Annotated in this window: 18 protein-coding genes; 13 read left to right on the top strand and 5 right to left on the bottom strand. The window is 63.5% G+C overall.

Features of this window, described 5'->3' with window-relative positions:
- The first annotated feature begins 194 nt into the window (after window positions 1–194).
- The 8 genes from CE_RS12705 to CE_RS12740 all read left to right on the top strand — a co-directional run bounded on the left by CE_RS12705 (window position 195) and on the right by CE_RS12740 (window position 9,327).
- Entirely contained in the window at window positions 195–1,568 is a 1,374-nt protein-coding gene (locus tag CE_RS12705) for a dipeptidase (protein WP_035109317.1), read from the top strand.
- A 328-nt stretch (window positions 1,569–1,896) separates the two neighbouring features.
- On the top strand, window positions 1,897–2,457 hold the full coding sequence (locus CE_RS12710; protein ID WP_006769072.1) for a hypothetical protein: 561 nt from the start codon (window positions 1,897–1,899) through the stop codon (window positions 2,455–2,457).
- Between the two features lie 379 nt (window positions 2,458–2,836).
- A complete protein-coding gene (locus CE_RS12715; RefSeq protein ID WP_006769071.1) occupies window positions 2,837–5,893 on the top strand; it encodes a Na+/H+ antiporter subunit A in 3,057 nt (1,018 codons plus the stop codon).
- Window positions 5,894–6,385 (top strand): Na(+)/H(+) antiporter subunit C, encoded by a 492-nt coding sequence (locus CE_RS12720; protein ID WP_006769070.1) that lies wholly within the window; start codon window positions 5,894–5,896, stop codon window positions 6,383–6,385.
- A complete protein-coding gene (locus tag CE_RS12725; protein WP_006769069.1) occupies window positions 6,378–8,156 on the top strand; it encodes a Na+/H+ antiporter subunit D in 1,779 nt (592 codons plus the stop codon). The genes CE_RS12720 and CE_RS12725 overlap by 8 nt, the downstream gene beginning before the upstream one ends.
- Window positions 8,153–8,662, top strand: coding sequence for a Na+/H+ antiporter subunit E (locus tag CE_RS12730; protein ID WP_006769068.1), 510 nt, complete (start codon window positions 8,153–8,155; stop codon window positions 8,660–8,662). The genes CE_RS12725 and CE_RS12730 overlap by 4 nt, the downstream gene beginning before the upstream one ends.
- A gap of 4 nt (window positions 8,663–8,666) precedes the next feature.
- Entirely contained in the window at window positions 8,667–8,942 is a 276-nt protein-coding gene (locus CE_RS12735) for a monovalent cation/H+ antiporter complex subunit F (protein WP_006769067.1), read from the top strand.
- 1 nt (window position 8,943) lies between these two features.
- Window positions 8,944–9,327, top strand: a complete 384-nt coding sequence (locus CE_RS12740) for a monovalent cation/H(+) antiporter subunit G (RefSeq protein WP_011075988.1) — start codon at window positions 8,944–8,946, stop codon at window positions 9,325–9,327.
- 4 nt (window positions 9,328–9,331) lie between these two features.
- On the opposite strand, the gene CE_RS12745 is transcribed toward CE_RS12740, so the two are convergent.
- From CE_RS12745 to CE_RS12760, 4 genes are read right to left on the bottom strand one after another with little or no spacing between them, the layout of a single operon-like run.
- Window positions 9,332–9,925: an alpha/beta fold hydrolase gene (locus tag CE_RS12745; RefSeq protein WP_006769065.1), complete on the bottom strand. Its 594-nt coding sequence runs from the start codon at window positions 9,923–9,925 to the stop codon at window positions 9,332–9,334.
- Complete coding sequence (locus CE_RS12750; RefSeq protein WP_006769064.1) at window positions 9,922–11,058, bottom strand: glutamate--cysteine ligase; 1,137 nt, start codon at window positions 11,056–11,058, stop codon at window positions 9,922–9,924. The genes CE_RS12745 and CE_RS12750 overlap by 4 nt, the downstream gene beginning before the upstream one ends.
- Window positions 11,059–11,115: 57 nt before the next feature.
- The gene (locus CE_RS12755; RefSeq protein WP_006769063.1) at window positions 11,116–11,844 is read right to left on the bottom strand and encodes a LytR C-terminal domain-containing protein; all 729 of its coding nucleotides are present in this window, start codon (window positions 11,842–11,844) and stop codon (window positions 11,116–11,118) included.
- Window positions 11,845–11,849: 5 nt separating this feature from the next.
- Window positions 11,850–12,062 (bottom strand): DUF3263 domain-containing protein, encoded by a 213-nt coding sequence (locus CE_RS12760; protein WP_143758472.1) that lies wholly within the window; start codon window positions 12,060–12,062, stop codon window positions 11,850–11,852.
- A gap of 16 nt (window positions 12,063–12,078) precedes the next feature.
- On the opposite strand from CE_RS12760, the gene CE_RS12765 reads away from it, so the two are divergent.
- Genes CE_RS12765 through cls form a run of 4 tightly spaced genes read left to right on the top strand, consistent with a single transcriptional unit; the run spans window position 12,079 to window position 16,025 of the window.
- Entirely contained in the window at window positions 12,079–12,660 is a 582-nt protein-coding gene (locus CE_RS12765; RefSeq protein WP_006769061.1) for a peptide deformylase, read from the top strand.
- The gene (locus CE_RS12770) at window positions 12,650–13,657 is read left to right on the top strand and encodes an N-acetylglutamate synthase, CG3035 family (RefSeq protein WP_006769060.1); all 1,008 of its coding nucleotides are present in this window, start codon (window positions 12,650–12,652) and stop codon (window positions 13,655–13,657) included. Before CE_RS12765 ends, CE_RS12770 begins: the two co-directional genes overlap by 11 nt.
- 58 nt (window positions 13,658–13,715) lie before the next feature.
- Window positions 13,716–14,501 carry an exodeoxyribonuclease III gene (locus tag CE_RS12775; RefSeq protein WP_006769059.1) on the top strand — a complete coding sequence of 262 codons (786 nt, stop codon included), beginning with the start codon at window positions 13,716–13,718 and terminating at the stop codon, window positions 14,499–14,501.
- Window positions 14,502–14,522: 21 nt separating this feature from the next.
- Window positions 14,523–16,025 carry a cardiolipin synthase gene (gene cls, locus CE_RS12780; protein WP_006769058.1) on the top strand — a complete coding sequence of 501 codons (1,503 nt, stop codon included), beginning with the start codon at window positions 14,523–14,525 and terminating at the stop codon, window positions 16,023–16,025.
- A gap of 7 nt (window positions 16,026–16,032) precedes the next feature.
- Here the strand turns inward: cls and CE_RS12785 are convergent, their stop codons facing one another.
- Entirely contained in the window at window positions 16,033–17,232 is a 1,200-nt protein-coding gene (locus tag CE_RS12785) for a multidrug effflux MFS transporter (RefSeq protein WP_006769057.1), read from the bottom strand.
- Between the two features lie 244 nt (window positions 17,233–17,476).
- Between CE_RS12785 and CE_RS12790 the strand changes: the two genes are divergently transcribed.
- Window positions 17,477–18,796 carry a Na/Pi symporter gene (locus CE_RS12790; RefSeq protein ID WP_231295113.1) on the top strand — a complete coding sequence of 440 codons (1,320 nt, stop codon included), beginning with the start codon at window positions 17,477–17,479 and terminating at the stop codon, window positions 18,794–18,796.
- The last annotated feature ends 19 nt before the right edge of the window (window positions 18,797–18,815 follow it).

An 18,815-nucleotide genomic window follows, 5' to 3' on the forward strand; every position in this document is an offset into this window, starting at 1 on the left:
CGCCCCACGCCTGTAGATTTCTGAGAAAATGCTGTCTGCAAAGTAACTACCTGAGGGCATTCTCAGATGCATTTCTCCCAGACATTTCCCAGAGATCCGCACCCACCACCCCACCAAAATATCCGCCCACCATCTCGGTCAGAACGAGAACTGTGCCCCTCCCCGCCGAGGCGCTGTATATAAGGTGGATGGACATGACACACTTCCACGAAGTTCAGGACATCAGGCAGAATATCGAGCAGCAGCGGGAGCGGATCTTCACGGACCTGAAGGAGATCGTTTCCTTCAACTCGGTCCACAGCGAACCGGGATTGATCGATGATTACGCCGCAGCAGCCAGCTGGACCCGCCAGGCCCTCACCGAGGCCGGCTTCGAGGTCAGCGAACACCCCGCCGAGGATGGCACGACCAACTTCGTCGCCACCCGCCAGGGTGCGGAGAACGCCCCGACTGTCCTTCTATACAGCCATTTCGATGTGGTGCCGGCAGGTCCTCTGGATCTGTGGACCACCGATCCCTTCACCCTCACCGAGCGTGAGACCGAGAACGGTGTGCGCTGGTTCGGCCGGGGCGCCGCGGACTGCAAGGGCAACCTGGTCATGCACCTCGCCGCCCTCCGCGCGGTGGACGCACTCAATGGAACAGACCTCAATCTCATCGCCGTGGTGGAGGGTTCCGAGGAGATGGGCGGCGGCGCGCTGTCCGCACTCATCCACGAGAAGCCTGAACTGTTCAAGGCCGATGTCATCCTCATCGCGGACAGTGGCAATGCCGCCGTGGGCGTTCCCACGCTGACCACCTCCCTGCGTGGCGGTGGGCAGGTGACGGTGACCGTCGATACGCTCCGTCAGGCCGTCCACTCCGGCCAGTACGGCGGCGCTGCCCCGGACGCCGTCTCCGCGCTGGTGCGCATCCTGGATACGCTTCGCGACGATCACGGCCGCACCGTCATCGACGGCGTGGACACCACCACCCGCTGGGAGGGCCTGCCCTACGATCCGGAGGAGTTTCGCTCCGATGCCGGCATCCTCGACGGCGTGGACACCATGGGCGGTGGCGACAACCCGGCCGACCTAGTCTGGGCGCGCCCGGCCATCACCATCACCGGCTTCACCTCCACCCCGGTCGCGGAAGCAGTCAATGCCGTCCCCGCCACAGCATCAGCGAAACTCAACCTGCGGGTGCCCGCCGGCCAGGACGCCATCGAGGTGGCCGAGAAGCTGAAGGCGCACCTCATTAACCACGCCCCGTGGGGAGTGAAGGTGGAGGTGGTCATCGATGACATCAACCAGCCCTTTGCCACCGATATCAGCGGGCCGGCGATGTCCACGCTCGCACAGTGTCTGTCCGCCGCCTATGAGAATAAGGAGACCGTCACCGTCGGCTCCGGTGGCTCCATTCCCCTGTGCACCGAGCTGATGGAGCTCAATCCGGATGCGGAACTCGCCCTCTATGGGGTGGAGGAACCGTTGTCCGTCATCCACTCTGCGGATGAATCGGTTGATCCTCGGGAAATCAGGGATATTGCCACCGCGGAGGCGTTGTTCCTGCTCAACTACGGAAAGTAGCCCCGAACGGAGATAAATACCGCCCCACCGAACCACCCCCTCGCGGGGGTGGTCTTTCCATATAGCGGAAAGCAATTTTGCCCCTGCTCTATGACGCTGATTACTATTGCCCGCATGACAACAATCTTTGACCTTAAGCGAGTAGCCGAGGCTACGTACCCTGCTGCGGGATAAGGACTGACTCCCCGCACCAGGGAAGTAGTCGTTAACACCCCCAGATCAAGCTTAAGAGTCGGTCCTCCACCTAACAGGATCTTTTTCTCCACATCTTTTTCATACACAAAAAGAGATCCGCACCTTTTCTTTAAAAGACGCAAAGGACCGTGTCATGTCTATCTCTACCTCCACCCGCAGCACCCGTCGCTCCACCATCATCGAATACCGTCGCGAGACCCCTCGTCCCGCCGGCATCGAACCGATCCAGTCCGAGCCACGCATCTACGCCGAAGATCCCTTCCGTGCCCGTTTCGGTTTTAAACTCCCCCGTGGACTGCGCGAAGAGGCCCGCGGCATGGAATGGCGCACCTTCACCAACACCTACGCCCCCACCGGCAACCTGCGCATCAGCACCTTGGAGTCCGATTCCCGTCGTGGCGGGATGTACCACTACACCGCCACCATGATCGAGGGCACCGGCTGCGAGCGAATCTCCACCGAGACCGAGATCATGGCCACCGGCCCCGTCTCCGCCTGCACCAACCTGCTGGCAGACGCCGGCCGTCGCGTCGAGATCCTCGAATTCCACCAGTTCGACATCTTCGAGGCCACAGTCACCTTCATCTACGCCTGCAACAACAACCGCCGCGCCTGGGCCATGGGCTTCGGTGGCACCGCAGACCAGTCTGCCGCTGCTGCCATGAGCTCCGCAGCGCACCTGATCTACGGATAACACCCCTCTACAATCCGACCACCCCCATCCCGGGCGTACACACCGTGTACCCCCGGGATGAATTTTTTCAGAACTTTCCCCAGATCCCTGCCATCTCCCTGTGAGCTGGTGGAACATCCACCGACAGCGCGTAATAGCCCCCTATGTATACAGTCATGATTGAAATTCCATTGGGAACAGCTTCAGCACATAGGTAGACTGCACCTGTATTACCACGCCCTTCGCGACGCCGCCTAGGGTTTGGGTGTTTCTCGGTTGATGGTCCCGCCTGTTGCGCGGGTCGATTGCTGGCTGGGGGCAGCACGCATGTGGGCGTCGTGAACAGCGAGGGTGATTCCAGTCATGTCCACATGCGCGACCAAAGGGGAACTGAGATAGCGTGCTGATACTTTTTCTCGCACTCACTGCCGCCGCGGTGTTCGCCCCGCTCCTGATCCGGACCCTGGGACGGCCAGCCTTCGGCCTGCTGGCGCTGGTACCCGCGGCCGGTTTCTTCTGGGTGGCCTACGAATTCATCCAGGGCACCTTCCGGGATGGGGGTGAACTTCTCCTCCACTACGACTGGATGCCGTCTGTCCACCTGAACATCACGATGCGGCTTGATTCGCTCGCCGCCCTGTTCTCCCTGATCATCCTGGGTGTGGGCGCACTCGTGCTGCTCTACTGCTGGGGTTATTTCGATTCCAACCCCGGCCGCCTGAGTGCGTTCGGCGGTCAGCTCGTCGGTTTCGCCATGGCCATGTACGGCCTGGTGATCTCCGACAACATCCTCCTGATGTACGTGTTCTGGGAGATCACCTCGGTCCTGTCGTTCCTGCTGGTCGGTTACTACGGCGAACGTGCCTCCTCCCGTCGCTCTGCCGGTCAGGCCCTCATGGTCACCACCCTCGGTGGGCTGGCCATGCTGGTGGGCATCATCCTCATCGGCGTTCAGACCGGTGTCTGGTACTTCTCCGACGTCCCCGCCTTCGAGGGCAACTGGGCGGATGTCCCCTATATCTCCATCGGTGCACTGCTGATCCTGGCCGGCGCGCTGTCGAAGTCCGCCATCGCCCCCACGCACTTCTGGCTCCCGGGCGCCATGGCGGCACCGACGCCCGTCTCCGCCTACCTGCACTCCGCGGCGATGGTGAAGGCGGGTATCTACCTGGTTGCCCGCCTGGCCCCTGATTTCAATGTGGTGTCCTCCTGGTACCTGATCACCCTCCCGCTGGGTATCTTCACCATGATCATGTCGGGGTGGATGGCGCTGCGGCAGAAGGACCTCAAACTTATCCTCGCCTACGGCACCGTCTCCCAGCTGGGCTTCATCATCTCGGTGGCCGGCATCGGCACCCGTGAGGCCCTCCTGGCGGGTCTGGCCCTGACCTTCAGCCACTCCCTGTTCAAGGCAACCCTGTTCATGGTGGTCGGTGCCATCGACCACACCACCGGCACCCGTGACATCAACCAGCTGTCCGGTCTGTGGCGCAGGCAGCCGCTCATGTTCGCCCTGGCGGCCATCTCCGCGGCATCCATGGCGGGTATCCCGCCGCTGTTCGGGTTCATCGCCAAGGAGACTGCCATCGACTCGGTGCTCTATGAGGGAATGCTGCGCGGTATGCCGGGCAACCTCATGCTCGCCGGCATCATCTTAGGTTCCATCTTCACCATGGCGTACTCCCTGTACTTCCTCTACGGGGCGTTTGCCACCAAGCGTCAGCTCTTCCCCAGGAACAACGGTGTCTCCACCGCGGTCGCGGAATCCCACCCGGTCGCCTTCAAGCTGTGGATCGCACCGTTCATCCTGACCTCGTTGACTGTTCTCCTCGGCCTGTTCCCTGCGCCGCTGTCCGCCCCGATCGTCACCCACCTGGATAATGTCACGCCGGGTGAACCGACCTATTTGGCACTGTGGCATGGCTTCAACCTGCCGCTGGCACTATCCGCCATCATCATCGTGGTCGGTATCGCCCTCTACTGGAAGCTGCCGGTGGTCCACCGTCTGCAGCCGAAGACAGCCGCGTTCGGCAGTGCGGACACCGCCTATGATGCAATCCTGGATTACCTGCGTGTGCTGTCGGTGCGTCTGACCGCCTCCACCCAGCGCGGTTCCCTGACGCTGAACATCGCGGTGATCTTCTTCGTCCTCGCCCTGGTGCCCATGGTCGCCCTGATCATGGGTGATCGCAGTGCTGTGCGCATGGAACTGTGGGACAGCCCCTTCCAGGGTGTGGTCGCCTTCGTCATCGTCCTGGTGGCGATCGTAGCCACCCAGATGCAGAACCGTCTGTCCGCACTCATCATGGTCGGTGTGACAGGTTATGGCCTGGCGATCATCTTCGCCCTGCACGGCGCACCCGACCTGGCGCTCACCCAGACCCTCGTGGAAACCGTCCTCATGGTTGTGTTCATGCTGGTGCTGCGCAAAATGCCCACCGAGGTCAGTTGGAAACCCGAACCGAAGAACGCCCGGCGCCGCGCCTGGCTGGCCGCCGCGGTGGGCTTCTCCATCGTGGTAATCGCCGTCTTCGCCATGAACGCCCGCACCCAGGCACCGATCTCCATCTACATGCAGGACCTGGCCTATGAGGTCGGGCATGGAGCCAACACCGTCAACGTCCTGCTGGTGGACCTGCGTGGTTTCGATACCTTCGGTGAGATCTCCGTGCTGGTCATCGCCGCCATCGGTATCGCCTCCCTGGTCTACCGCAACCGCAGTTTCCGCCGTGACTCCCGCCGCCCGACCCTGGCCACCACGGGTCGTCGCTGGCTGGCGGCACCGGTAGACACCGAGCGGGCCCAGAACCGGTCCCTCATGGTGGATGTGGCCACCCGCATCCTGTTCCCCTCCATGATCATGCTGTCGGTGTACTTCTTCTTCGTCGGCCACAACGCGCCCGGCGGTGGTTTCGCCGGTGGTCTAGTCGCCGCCCTCGCCTTCGCGCTGCGTTATCTCGCGGGTGGGCGCGACGAGCTGGAGGAGGCACTGCCTGTCGACGCCAGCCGTATCCTCGGCGTCGGCCTGATCGCCTCCGCGACGGCCATCCTGTGGCCGATGCTGCTCGGTGAACCTCCGCTGACCTCCCATTTCTGGGACATCACGGTGCCACTCATCGGGGATATTCCCATCGCCTCGGCCCTGCTGTTCGATCTCGGTGTCTACCTCATCGTCATCGGATTGATGATGCACATCCTGCAGAGCCTCGGCGGTCAGCTCGACCGCGATGAGGACATGCGTAAACAACGTGCCCGTGACCGTGCCCGCCGCCTGGCGCGCAGCGCACGGCGCGAGGCCGCCCTGGCCTCGACCACCTCCGCGGTAAGGAGCGTGGCCAATGAGCCGCGTCCCCTGCCCACGGTTCGGCCGGTCGCCCTGGAAACCGAACCGGAGACTCGAAACATCAGTGATGGAACGTCGACAAGCACCACAGACACCACCGGAAGGGAGCAGTAGATGGTAGCCAATCTCTTCCTGCTCCTGGCAGCGGGAACCCTCATATCGGCGGGCGTGTACATGCTCATGGACCGCGCCATGACCAAGATGATCATGGGGCTGATGCTCATCGGCAACGGAGCCAACCTGCTCCTGCTGATCTCCGGTGGCGGCGCCGGTGCCCCACCGGTGAAAGGCCGTGAGAATGAGGTCTACGGCGACACCGTCGCCGACCCCCTCGCACAGGCGATGATCCTCACCGCCATCGTGATCTCCATGGCGATCACCGCCTTCATGCTGTCCCTGGCCTACCGCCAGTACCGCTACCGCACCGAGGACTTCATCCAGGATGACGTGGAGGATGTGGCACTGTCGGTGCGTCGCAGCATCGCCTCGGCCGCACCCGACCACGATGCCTCCGATGATCCGGAGACCGGCCGCATGACCTCGGAGGGCGACGAGTTCGGCCCCGAGTCCTTTGAGCAGCCACTGAAGGGGGAGAAGGATGACTAGCGAGTTGTACGATTCCCTGCTGGTGCTGCTGCCCTACATGGTGCCCATGCCGGTCATCCTGCCGGCCGTGGCGGCTGCGCTCACGCTGATCCTGTCCAAGTACGTCCAGGCCCAGCGTGCGGTCACCCTCACGGTGTTGACCTTCCTCATCGCCCTCAATGCCACCATGTTGTACCTGGTGGACAGCGAAGGCATCCAGACCCTCCAGATCGGTGGCTGGGACGCCCCGGTGGGCATCACCCTGGTCGCCGACCGCCTGTCGGTGTCCATGCTGACGGTGTCCTCCATCGTGCTGTTCGCGGTGATGGGTTATGCCATCAGTCAGGGTATCCGCGACGGTGGCAAGGACGAGCCGGTCGCGGTGTTCATACCCGCCTACCTGTTGCTGTCGATGGGTGTGAACCTGGCGTTCCTCTCCGGTGACCTCTTCAACCTCTATGTCGGGTTCGAGGTCTTCCTCGTCGCCTCCTATGTTCTTCTGACATTGGGGGCCTCCCCCGCCCGCGTCCGCGCCGGCGTGAGCTACGTGATGGTGTCCATGGCATCCTCCATGATCTTCCTGTTCGGTCTGGCCCTGGTGTATGCCTCCGTGGGTACGCTCAACATGGCGCAGATCGGCATGCGGATGGAGGAGATACCCTCCGGCACGCGTGCCGCGATCTTCGCGGTGCTGCTGGTGGCCTTCGGCATCAAGGCGGCCGTGTTCCCCCTGGATTCCTGGCTGCCGGACTCCTACCCCACCGCCCCGTCGCTGGTCACGGCCGTGTTCGCGGGTCTGCTGACCAAGGTCGGTGTGTACGCGATCATCCGTGCACGCTCGGTGATCTTCACCGACGGGTCCCTGGACGGCCTGCTGATGTGGGTGGCGCTGGCGACAATGCTCGTGGGTATCCTCGGCGCGATGGCGCAGAACGATGTGAAACGATTATTGTCCTTCACGCTGGTCAGCCACATCGGTTACATGATCTTCGGTGTCGCCCTGGGGTCCGCGGCAGGGTTGTCCGGTGCCATCTTCTACGCCATCCACCACATCCTGGTGCAGACCACCCTGTTCCTCGTGGTCGGCCTGATTGAACGGCAGGCGGGTTCGTCATCGCTACGCAGGCTGGGCTCCCTGGCCTACATCTCCCCGCTGCTGGCCATCCTGTACTTCATCCCGGCGATCAACCTGGGCGGTATCCCGCCGTTCTCCGGGTTCCTGGGCAAGATCATCCTCCTGGACGCGGGTGCCCAGGATGGCAGCTGGCAGGCCTGGGTGCTCATCGCCGGTGCCATCATCACCTCCCTGCTCACCCTGTACACCATGGTGCTCGTGTGGTCGAAGGCCTTCTGGCGCGACCGCAAGGACGCCCCGGACGGGGCCACCGCCATCGCCCGCCCGGCACCCCTGGTGGATGTCCAGGATGAGGTATCGGTGACCGACCGTTCCGATGTAGGCCGCATGCCCGTCGGCATGGTCGCCTCCACCTCCGTGCTGGTGATCGCCTCCCTCATGGTCTCCGTGCTCGCGGGTCCCATCTCGGCGATCACCGGCCGCGCGGCGGAATCCGCCCAGGATGTCAACATCTACCGCACCGCGGTGCTGGGTCCGAACTACCAGAACCCGCACCGCACCCTGGAGATGGAACGCTACGACCAGAACCTCGACGACCTGGACACCCGGTTGGAATCGGAGCTGGGTGGCGGGAATTCCTCCCCTGACCGGGAGAACACCGGTGAGATAACCATCACCTCGACCCCTGTATCGACCCCGGAGGAGGCCACCTCATGATTGCCGGTTTCAAACGCCGTTTCCGCCCCTTCTTCGTGGTGTGGCTGACGGTGATGTGGATCATGCTCATGGGGGAGATCTCCTGGGCGAACCTCTTCGGTGGCCTGGCCGTGGCGCTCGGCATCGTCCTGCTGCTGCCCCTGCCCGCCATGCCGATCAGCAACCTGAGCATCCACTGGGGTGCACTGGTGATGCTGATCCTGAAATGGTTCTGGGACCTGGCCAAGGCCTCCGTCAAGGTCGCCTGGCTGGCGCTGCGTCCGCAGGATCCCCCGAAGACAGCCATCCTGAATGTGCCGATGCGTGTGCAGAATGATCTGGTGTTGTCCTTGGCCACCGTGTTGTACAACCTGCAGCCGGGTGGTGCGGTGACGGATATTGACATCGCCAACCGCATGTGGACCGTCCACATTCTCGATGCTCATTCCCCCCAGGCCATCGAGAATGAAATTGAGAATGTTGCCGAACTCGAGCGCAACCTGATCCGCGTCTTTGAAAGGGGCTGAATCGATGAGTCCGGAAATCTACACCTCGATCCTCACCATCGCGGCCATCTTGTTCAGTGCGTCCTTCATCCTGACGTCGTACCAGATCATGAGTGGCCCCAACTCCATCGACCGTCTGCTCGGTCTCGACGGCATGGTGTCCATGATCCAGTGTTCACTGGCCACCTACATCTGCTGGACGCTGGATACCACCGTCAGCAACGCCATGATGGTGGTGGCGATGATGGGCTTCATGGGTTCGGTCGCGGTCGCCCGCTTCAGAAAGAAGGATGGTGCCTGATATGACCATCCAGTTGTTCACCGATATCATCTCGCTGATCTTCATCCTCACCGGTGCCGTGCTGTCCTTCTCCGCGGCGGTCGGTCTGGTCCGCTTCCGGGATACCATGTCCAGGGTGCATGCGATCACCAAACCACAGACCACCGGTCTGATCCTCACGGTGGTTGGTGCGCTGATCCGCATGTTGGGTCATGAGGATTTCGATTTCTCCATGCGCGGCGACATGGGCATCCTCGTCCTGCTCATCCTCTTCGCCATGCTCACCAGCCCCGTCACCGCGCAGCGCGTGGGACGTGTCTCGCGTCGTGAGGGCCTCTACGGGGAGAAGGACACCCTGTCCCGCAATGACGCACCTGCCGACCGCGGGGTGAAGAAGAGCGGTTAGCGGGTCAGGAATCCGCCAGAAACCGCCCCAGGTGGGCACCGAACTCGCCGGGGTGGGTGCGGTAGGTGCGCCGCCCCGCACCGTCGACGCTGACGGTGACCACCCGGGGCAGGGCGTCGACAAGCTCGGGGTGGGTGGTGCCGCTGATGATCAGCGTCGGCGTGGCCACATCCGCGAAATCACCCGCGGAGGTGCCGTCCAACTCATCAACCTGGTTGAGCAGCTCCTCCTTGTTACGCCCCCGGAACAGGAAACCGGGCACGCGCTTCAGGGCGCGACCCACCTTCCTGGTCTGCTCATCCAGGGAGATCACCGGCGTATCCAGCACCAGGTGGGTGATCCGGCCCGGCTGTGCCTGTGCGACGCGCAGCGCCACGGCCGCCCCGCGTCCCCCACCCACCAGGATGATGCGACGTAGTTCGTGCTTGTCCAGGAGCTTTTCGACGTCCTCCTGCCCCCGCCCCACCGTCCCCGACCAGGGGGCGATGCGTGGTTTCAGGTCTGCGGGCAGTGCGTTGACCACCTCGGTGAACACATCCGGCAGCTCCCCGGCATCGGGGATGAAGACAATCGGCTGGGTCATTCTGTCGTTCATCATTCAGCCTCCAGGGGCCGGAGCTCATTGAGCTCATCGCAGGCCAGATCCACCGCCGCGATCCAGGTCCCGGTGCGCTGGTAGGCGCGGCGCTGGCGTTCATAACCACCACCGCGTTCGATGATCTCCAGGACCAGATCCAACTCGCGCAGACAGCCCAGTTCAGCGGCCAGCGGGGTGAGGCGGTCCACCAGGCGGCGCAGTTCATCCTGCACCATGGCCTCGTCGGTGTCGCGGGAGATGATGATCTCCGCATCCAGGCCGTAGCGCGCGGCGCGCCACTTGTTCTCGGCGACATGCCACGGCTGCAGGGTGGGCAGCTGCTCCCCGCGGTCGATCATGCGGTCATAGTGCACCACCAGGCAGTGCGTGAGCGCCGCGATGGCGGAGAGTTCTCGCAGGTTGGAGGTGGAATCGGCGATGCGGACCTCGATGGTTCCCCATTTGGAGGCCGGCCGGATGTCAAAGTGCATGGACCCGGTGTGGTTGATCACCCCGGATTTATCCTGATCGGCCATATAGGACACCCACTCATCCCAGCTCTGGAACTGGTATGGCAGGCCCGCGGTGGGCAGCTGCTGGTAGAGCATGGTGCGGTTGGAGGCATACCCGGTGTCCAGGCCATCCCACGCCGGGGAACTAGCGGACAGTGCCAGCAGGTGCGGGTAGTTGGTCACCAGGGCATTGATGATGGGCCACACGCGGTCCTCGTGGCTGATGCCCACATGGACGTGGATGCCCCAGATGAGCATCTGGTTACCCCAGTACTGGGTGCGCGCGATGATCTCATCGTAGGAACCCTTCTTGGACACCGGGTTCTCCCGGAAATCCGAGAACGGGTGCGAACCGGAAGTCCAGGGACGCAGACCCAGTTCGGTGGCGGCCTCCTGCACCGCGGCCAGGGCACGGTCCAGTTCGGCGACGGCCTCCGGCACGGTGTCGCAGATACCGGTGACCAGCTCCACCGTGTTCTGGAGGAACTCCCCCTCCAGGTGGACCTCGGGGTGGCGCTCGGCGACGATCTCCAACACCTCCGCGGCACGGGGTGCCAGGTCACGGGATTCCGGATCGACGAGCGCGATCTCCCACTCCACGCCGATGGTGGGCTTCGGTGAACGCTTGAACTCGATGGCCATGGCGTGGTTCTCCTTGAGAGGGTGTCGACCGGTGCAGGACGAACTGCGTGACGGGTGTTAGAGGTTGACGTCCTCGACGAGGACCAGGACGAGGGCGTCCTTGCCCCCGGTCTCCTCCGGCAGCACCGGGCTGCGTTCCATGGCGACACCGTTGACACGGTCGGCCAGTTCACGGGCAGCCTGCTCCGCACCGGGGTTGCCCTCGGTGAAGTAGACGGTGTTGCGCGGGATCACCACGTCAGGAAGGTTGCCTGATTCGACCTTCTGGAAATCCGACTCGAGGGATTCGGCGACACGGGCCGCCAGCTGCGGGACGGTGGAGTTGTTGAGCACATGCAGGGTGGTCACCGGGGTGCCGGTGGGACGCTGGGCTACGGCGGACTCACCGGCAGCGGGTGCCGGGGCGGGCTGGCCCTCACGCTGGCCCTCGCGCTGGTCATCGCGCTGGCTGTCGCCCTCATCCTCGCGGGGTTCCCCGGCAGGGGTGCCCTCCCCGCTCTCATCCCCAGTCCCGGTGGTGGTCTCAGTACCCGCATCCCGGGCAGCTGGAGTGTCCTCCCCGGCATGGGTGGTGGCAGCGGTGGTCGTGGTGTCAGCGGTGACGGACTCATCGCCATCGTTCAGCATCGACCACAGTGCCCACGCCGCCAACAGCACGGCCACGGCAATGAGGATCATCGCCAGACCGCGCATGGGCAGGCCGGAGTTCCTGGTGGCTGCACCGGTGGATTCACCAGCGGGTTCACCGGCGTCGGAGGAGGAGGGGTTCTGCATGTCCGAAGTCATGGCGCTTAGTCTATCTTTCCGGCGCGACGCCGTAACCTGGACACCAGGGTTGGGTGGATTTTCATCGCTTCGGGGGTATCGATGATGAGGTTGAGCCGCTGGTAGTAGCGCACCGGGGAGATCCCGAAGGTGGCCCGGATGGCCTCCTCCTTCGCCCCCGGTGCCCGGGGTGCGGACGCCTCAAACTGAAGGAGCGTTAAATCATCAGCGCTGAGCATGCCTAAACTGTAGAACATGACTGTCCGTCCAATTGTTATCCACGGTGATCCCGTCCTCCACAACCCGACCCGGGAGGTGACCGAACCCATCTCCGAGCTGCAGGAACTGATTGCAGATATGTACGAGACGATGGAGGTCGCCAACGGTGTCGGCCTGGCCGCGAACCAGATCGGTGTGTCCAAACGCATCTTCGTGTTCAACTGCCCCGATGATGAGGGCACCATGCACCGGGGCTGCTTCATCAACCCGGTCCTGGAGACCTCGGAGATCCCCGAGACCATGCCCGCGGATGACGGCTCCGATGAGGAGGGGTGCCTCTCGGTGCCCGGTGAGGGCTTCCCGACGGGTCGCGCCGACTGGGCGAAGGTCACCGGTCTCAACGAAGACGGTGAGGAGTGGTCGATGGAGGGCACCGGTTTCCTCGCCCGCTGTTTCCAGCACGAGGTGGGTCACCTGGATGGCGTGGTCTACACCGACACCCTCATCGGGCGGTGGAAGCGCCTGGCCAAGAAGACCATCAAGGCCAACGGGTGGACCGAGCCGGGTCTGACCTGGACCCCGGGTGTGGATGAGGATCCCTTCGGACATGACGTCTAGGCTGCCGAGGTTCCGCAGCCACAACCCGGCGATCGGTGACCGCGTGGTGGTGCGGCGCCGCATCGAGGGTGCCGATGTGCACTGGACCGATGTCATCGGCCATGTCACCGCGCTTGATCCGCTGGTGGTGCGCCCCCAGTCCGTCGGGGGGATGCCGTCGACGGCCCGAGAGATCATCATCCCCGATGATCAGCTCGAGGTGGTGCGGATCCTCTCCCCGCGCACCATCCGCAACTCCGATATCCGCGCCGTGGAGGTCGCCACCGCCAAGGCCTTCCCGGGCCTGAGCAACGAGTGGGTGGACGGGTGGTTGCTGCGCGCCGGTGACGGCATCACGGAGCGATCCAACTCCGCCTCCCCGCTGGGCCCCACCACCGGATTTGATCCCGTGCCCCTCGACGCGATCGAGGAGTTCTATGCAGCCCACTCCCTTCCGGTGCGGCTGCACATCCCGGAGCGGATCGGTAAACCGGCACTCAAGGTGATCTCCGCCGAACCCGAGGCGTGGCACCTCGGACCGGAGATCCTGGTGATGACCAGGGAGTTGTCCACACTGGATCCCTTCACCCTGCCCGAGGGCCTGGAATTCCGGGTGGATGAGCAGCCCGATGACGACTGGTTGAACATGTACCACTTCCGCGGTCACGCGCTGCCGCCGCATGCGTTGGAGCTGCTGCGCACCCGCATCGACGGCCAGATGGGTTTCGGCCGGCTGGTCACCTCCCTCGGCCAGACCGTCGCGATCACCCGTGCGACCATCACCGCCGCGGAGTCGCGCACCTTCCTCGGGTACTCGGCCGTGGAGGTCGCGCCTGCTTATCGACGCCGCGGGCTGGGCACCGCGCTCGGCGCCCGCATCCAGCACTGGGGCGCCGAGATGGGCGCCGCGGAGGCATATCTGCAGGTCATCTCCCGGAATGAGGCGGGTATCGGGCTGTACACCAAGCTCGGTTTCACCGAGCATCACCGGCACCGCTACGCCAAACGCACCCGCTAGGGGTGCGGGAGGGCGGGTGGGCGGGGCCGTCGATAAGCAAAACGCTAGGGTATAAGGCATGCGCATCGTGAACTGGAACGTCAACTCCGCACGCACACGCGTGGACCGGATGGTGGATTTTCTCATCCGGCACGACGTGGATGTGCTGGCCGTGCAGGAAACAAAGTGCAGAGACGACCAGTTCCCCTATGAACGTTTCCGGGAGATCGGTTATGAGGTCGCGCACTTCGGCCTGAGCCAGTGGAACGGCGTGGCCATCATCTCCCGCGTCGGCATCGAGGACGTCCAGACGAGTTTCCCCGGGCAACCCGGGTTCGACAAGGATCCGGGTGCGGAGCAAGCCATTGAGGCCCGGGCCATCGGCGCGGGGTGCGGGGGCGTGCGGGTGTGGAGCCTGTATGTCCCCAACGGCCGGGAGATCGCCGACCCGCACTATGACTACAAACTGCGGTGGCTGTTCGCCCTGCGCAACCACGTGGCGGATGTCCTGCGTGCAAACCCCGAGGAGAAGATGATCCTGCTGGGTGATTTCAACATCGCCCCCACCGACCAGGATGTGTGGGACATCTCCGCCTTCGAGGGACACACCCACGTCACCGAACCCGAACGCGCCGCCTTCCAGCAACTGATCGAGGCGGGACTGACCGAAACCAGCCCCGGCCCCGGCACCTTCACCTACTGGGATTACAAGGGTGCACGCTTCCTCAAGGGTGAGGGCATGCGCATCGATTTCCAGCTGGCCACCCCCGCACTCACCGCCGATCACACCTTCGTCGATGTGGAGGAACGCGGTGGCAAGGGCGCCTCGGACCACGCACCGGTGATCGTCGATTACTCGGTATAACCGGGGCAGGATGGCACGCGCATGAGCATATCCATCGACCTGGAAGTCTGGCAGACCATCGGTCTGATCGTGGACTACACGATCAAGATCATCGCCATCGGTTATGTCCCCGAGGGCCGCCGCCCCAGCACCTCCACCGCCTGGCTGCTGGCCATTCTCCTCATCCCCTTCCTGGGCCTGCCGCTGTTCCTGCTCATGGGGTCGCCCTATATCAATAAACGGCGACACCGCATCCAGCAGGAGATCAATGATCTCATCGAGGACGTCCACGATGATGTCCCCGACTATCCCGACGGGGTCAGTGTCCACCCGGAGCTCGAATCCGTCATCCGCCTGAACCGGCGCCTGACCAACATGCCCGCCGTGATCGGTGTCAACCACGGGGTGCACTCCGACTATGACGCCACCATCAAACGCATGACCGCGGCCGTGGATGAGGCACAGGACTACATCTACGTCGAGATCTACATCATGGCCTGGGATGACACGACCAAGCCCTTCTTCGAGGCCCTGGAACGCGCCGAGAAACGCGGGGTGAAGGTGCGTCTGCTCTTCGACCACGTGGGCAGCTGGAAATACCCCGGCTACCGCAAACTGAAGAAGAACCTCACCGCCATGGGCATCGAGTGGTACCTCATGCTGCCCCTGCAGCCGTGGCGCCGACGCTTCCGCCGACCCGACCTGCGCAACCACCGCAAGATGCTCATCATCGACGGACACCTCGGTTTCATGGGGTCCCTCAACATGATCGATGCCAGCTACCTGCAGCGCAAGAACATCAAGATCGGCCGCAAATGGGTGGACCTCATGGTGGAACTCTCCGGCCCCATCGTGTCCTCCATGGAGATGGTCTTCGCCGGTGACTGGTACGTCGAATCCAATGAGGCCCTGGAGATCCGCGACCACGAGGAGGCCCACACCACCATCCCCGACACCGCCCAGAACTCCCAGAAGAACCTGGTGCAGCTGGTGCCGTCCGGCCCCGGGTACAACACCGAACCCAACCTGCGGATGTTCAACTCCATCGTGCACCACGCGAAATCACGGCTGGTGCTGTGCAGCCCCTATTTCATCCCCGATGAATCCCTCCTGGAAGCCGTCACCTCCGCCTGCTACCGGGGTGTGCAGGTGGAACTGTTCGTCTCCGAGGAGGCCGACCAGTTCATGGTCAACCATGCCCAGTCCTCCTACTACCAGGCGCTGCTGGAGGCCGGGGTGAAAATCTACATGTACCCCAAGCCCTTCGTCCTGCACACCAAATATGTCCTCGCGGATCCCGACCACTCCGCCGACGGTGTGCCGGTGGGCGTGGTCGGATCCTCCAACCTGGATATGCGCAGTTTCGGCCTGAACTATGAGATCTCCATGATGGTGGCCAAGGGCGATCTGATCAACGATCTCAACGACCTGACCGAGCACTACAAGGACATCTGCCTCCGGCTCACCCTGGACCAGTGGAACCAGCGCAGCTGGGGAAGGCGTTATCTGGACAATGTCATGCGGCTGACCTCGGCGCTGCAGTAGGAAGGTATCACCCCATATCCGGCAGGGGGTGACGCCCGGCGAACCAGACCGCGATCCCCGCACACAGCGCACAGCCCACCATGGACACCGCCATCGACAGCGCACGGTCGGCTCCCAGCCCCACCACCGGGCTGATGAGACCACCCATGGAAAACTGCAGGAAACCCATCACCGCGGAACCGGATCCCGCCCGCTCACGCACCACCGCAGTCCCCAGTGCCGTGGCATTGGCCATGATCAACGGCACATGCGCGACAATGAGGAACAACAACACCAGAAACAGGGGGGTGGAACGAATCAACGCCACCTGCACCAGGAAAAGCACATTCAAGCTGATGAACCCCACCATCGCCCCGGCCATGATGCGGTGCGGATGCACCGAGTTGAGCAGGCGACGGTTGAGGAACCCGGAGATCATCAGGGCGAGCGAATTGACGGCGAAGACAACGGAGAACATCAGCGGGGTCATACCCAGTTGATTCTGCAGCACAAACGGGGAGGCGGAGATATAGGAGAACATCGCGCCGAAGGTCACTGCCAACACCGCCGCATAGGCCAGGAACCGGGGGTTGCGCAGGACATGGAGATAGTTCGACAGCATGCCCCCAAGCCCGACCCCGGTGCGTTCCGCCACCGGGCGTGATTCCCGGATCCCGATTACCGCCACCAGCAGCTGGGCTGCGTTGATCAGCGCCAGGGCCCAGAACACCGCCCGCCAGCCGAACGGTGCGGAGATGACACCACCGACAACCGGGGCCAGCACCGGGGCGATCGCCTGGATGATCATCAGCAGGGAGAAGGCCTGCGCGGCCTCCCTGCCCCGGGCCAGATCGGGGACGATGGCCCGGGCGATGACCACGCAGGCTCCCCCGCCCAACCCCTGGAGCAGGCGCATCCCGATGAGCACCCCGATCGAGGGGGCCAGCGCACAGCCGATGCTGGCGACCAGGGAGACCACCGCGCCCACCAGCAGGAGTCGGCGCCTGCCCAGGGAATCGGAGATCGGCCCGATGATGAGCTGGCCCACCGCCATCCCCGCCATGAACGCGGAGAGGGTCAGTTGCACCAGAGGGGTGGTGGTGTCCAGGTCTGTCGCGATCATGGGCAGCGCAGGGAGATACATGTCTGTCGATAGCGCCGGGGTGGCCGTGATCAGGGCGAGTCCGAGGAGGAGCGGGGTGGTGAGGCGCTGTTTGCCCTGTGACATGAAACTATCCCAACCATTTCTCGACGCCGACTGAACCCGGGCACACGCCACCGTGTGTCCCGGATAACAAAATAGCAAAAGGCCAAAGTTTAACATCTCAACAGAGATATGGAACAGGTTTCACCCCGTCTTTATTGGATTGTTAACCTTTCATCCATGTAGGATTCAAGCTAGATACAGAAGAGCTGGGTTGGCCTCTTCGCTCATGGACATTCACCTAATTCAAGATGGGGAGGGGACCCGCGTGGCCGGAGACTTCGAATACGTTCAACATCCACGACGCACGCTCCCCCCACCCATACCGGCGGGACGCGGGCCCGCGGCGGCGTTCCTCCCCGGCACCTTCCATCCGATCAATCCGCGTAAGATCACCCCCGGCAATGACCAGGTCCTCCTGTCCGGCTGGGGGAAATTCGTGCGCTGGCTGGTCGTGCTGGCCTCCATCTTCGCCATCATCGTGGGCATCAATCTCATCCTCGACGGGGTGTACAACGTCGGCTCCGCCAGCACCACGCGCATGTACGACCTGGCCCGTGATCCCCTCATCGGCCTGCTCATCGGCATCCTGGCGACAGCCCTGGTCCAATCCTCCACCACCACCACGACGCTGACCGTGGCCGCAGTCGGCGCCGGCATTGTCTCCGTGCCCGTCGCCATCCCCATCATCATGGGTGCGAATGTGGGCACCACCATGACCGCACTGCTCGTCGCCTTCTCCTATATGGGTGAACGCAGGGAATTCAAGAAGGCCTTCACCACGGCCGCGATGCACCTGTGGTTCAACATGCTGGTCATGATCGTCATGCTCACCATCGAGATGCTCTTCCACCCTCTGCGGAGCGTCTCCGGCGAACTCTCCGAAGCATTCCTGGGGGCGGGGGACACCTCCGCACCCACCACCCATGTGGTCCAGGCGGTGGTGGAGCCGTTCATCGCCCTCATCGGCACCAATGGGCTGTTCGGCATGGCGGGCAGCGCCGGCATGGCCACCCTCCTGGCGCTGGGCGCCGGCACCCTCCTGATCCTGGTGGCCATCCGGGTGATGAGCTACCAGCTGCGGATGATCACCGCCGCCACCGCCCATTCCCTGCTGGACAAGTTCTCCCTCTCCGGTCCGGAGGACACCCCGCACATCAGCGCGCGGTCTAATCTCATCGGTTTCGGCATCGGGTTGCTGTTCACCGTCCTGGTCACCGCATCCTCGGTCACGGTATCGTCCATGCAGCCCTTCGCGGTCACCCAGTCACTGAAACGACGGGTCATCCTCGCGGTCATCCTGGGCGCCAATGTGGGCACCACCCTCACCGCCACGGTGGCCACCCTCGCCATCGTGGGGGTCTACGGTGCCTTCGCTCTCCAGGCCGCCCTGGTGCACGTGCTGTTCAACGTCATCGGCGCGATCCTCGTGCTGTCCATCCCACGGCTGTCCCGGATGATCATCACCCTGGCGGAGACCAGCGCGGGTATCGCCGCACGCAGTTACACCAACGCACTGATCATCATCCTCGGGTTCTACATCGCCATTCCCGCGGCGGTGCTGCTGCTCTACACCCTGATGAACTAGACACCGGGCTCAGGCTGGG

This window comes from Corynebacterium efficiens YS-314 (assembly GCF_000011305.1).
GTDB lineage: Bacteria > Actinomycetota > Actinomycetes > Mycobacteriales > Mycobacteriaceae > Corynebacterium > Corynebacterium efficiens.

Bases quoted from the DNA above. Each gene is read 5' to 3' on its own strand.
- CE_RS12775 (WP_006769059.1), top strand. From the start codon at position 13,716: ATGCGCATCGTGAACTGGAACGTCAACTCCGCACGCACACGCGTGGAC.
- CE_RS12720 (WP_006769070.1), top strand. From the start codon at position 5,894: ATGGTAGCCAATCTCTTCCTGCTCCTGGCAGCGGGAACCCTCATATCG.
- CE_RS12710 (WP_006769072.1), top strand. From the start codon at position 1,897: ATGTCTATCTCTACCTCCACCCGCAGCACCCGTCGCTCCACCATCATC.
- CE_RS12750 (WP_006769064.1), bottom strand. From the start codon at position 11,058: ATGGCCATCGAGTTCAAGCGTTCACCGAAGCCCACCATCGGCGTGGAG.
- CE_RS12745 (WP_006769065.1), bottom strand. From the start codon at position 9,925: ATGATGAACGACAGAATGACCCAGCCGATTGTCTTCATCCCCGATGCC.
- CE_RS12765 (WP_006769061.1), top strand. From the start codon at position 12,079: ATGACTGTCCGTCCAATTGTTATCCACGGTGATCCCGTCCTCCACAAC.
- CE_RS12705 (WP_035109317.1), top strand. From the start codon at position 195: ATGACACACTTCCACGAAGTTCAGGACATCAGGCAGAATATCGAGCAG.
- CE_RS12760 (WP_143758472.1), bottom strand. From the start codon at position 12,062: ATGCTCAGCGCTGATGATTTAACGCTCCTTCAGTTTGAGGCGTCCGCA.
- CE_RS12740 (WP_011075988.1), top strand. From the start codon at position 8,944: ATGACCATCCAGTTGTTCACCGATATCATCTCGCTGATCTTCATCCTC.
- cls (WP_006769058.1), top strand. From the start codon at position 14,523: ATGAGCATATCCATCGACCTGGAAGTCTGGCAGACCATCGGTCTGATC.
- CE_RS12725 (WP_006769069.1), top strand. From the start codon at position 6,378: ATGACTAGCGAGTTGTACGATTCCCTGCTGGTGCTGCTGCCCTACATG.
- CE_RS12730 (WP_006769068.1), top strand. From the start codon at position 8,153: ATGATTGCCGGTTTCAAACGCCGTTTCCGCCCCTTCTTCGTGGTGTGG.
- CE_RS12755 (WP_006769063.1), bottom strand. From the start codon at position 11,844: ATGACTTCGGACATGCAGAACCCCTCCTCCTCCGACGCCGGTGAACCC.
- CE_RS12735 (WP_006769067.1), top strand. From the start codon at position 8,667: ATGAGTCCGGAAATCTACACCTCGATCCTCACCATCGCGGCCATCTTG.
- CE_RS12770 (WP_006769060.1), top strand. From the start codon at position 12,650: ATGACGTCTAGGCTGCCGAGGTTCCGCAGCCACAACCCGGCGATCGGT.
- CE_RS12785 (WP_006769057.1), bottom strand. From the start codon at position 17,232: ATGTCACAGGGCAAACAGCGCCTCACCACCCCGCTCCTCCTCGGACTC.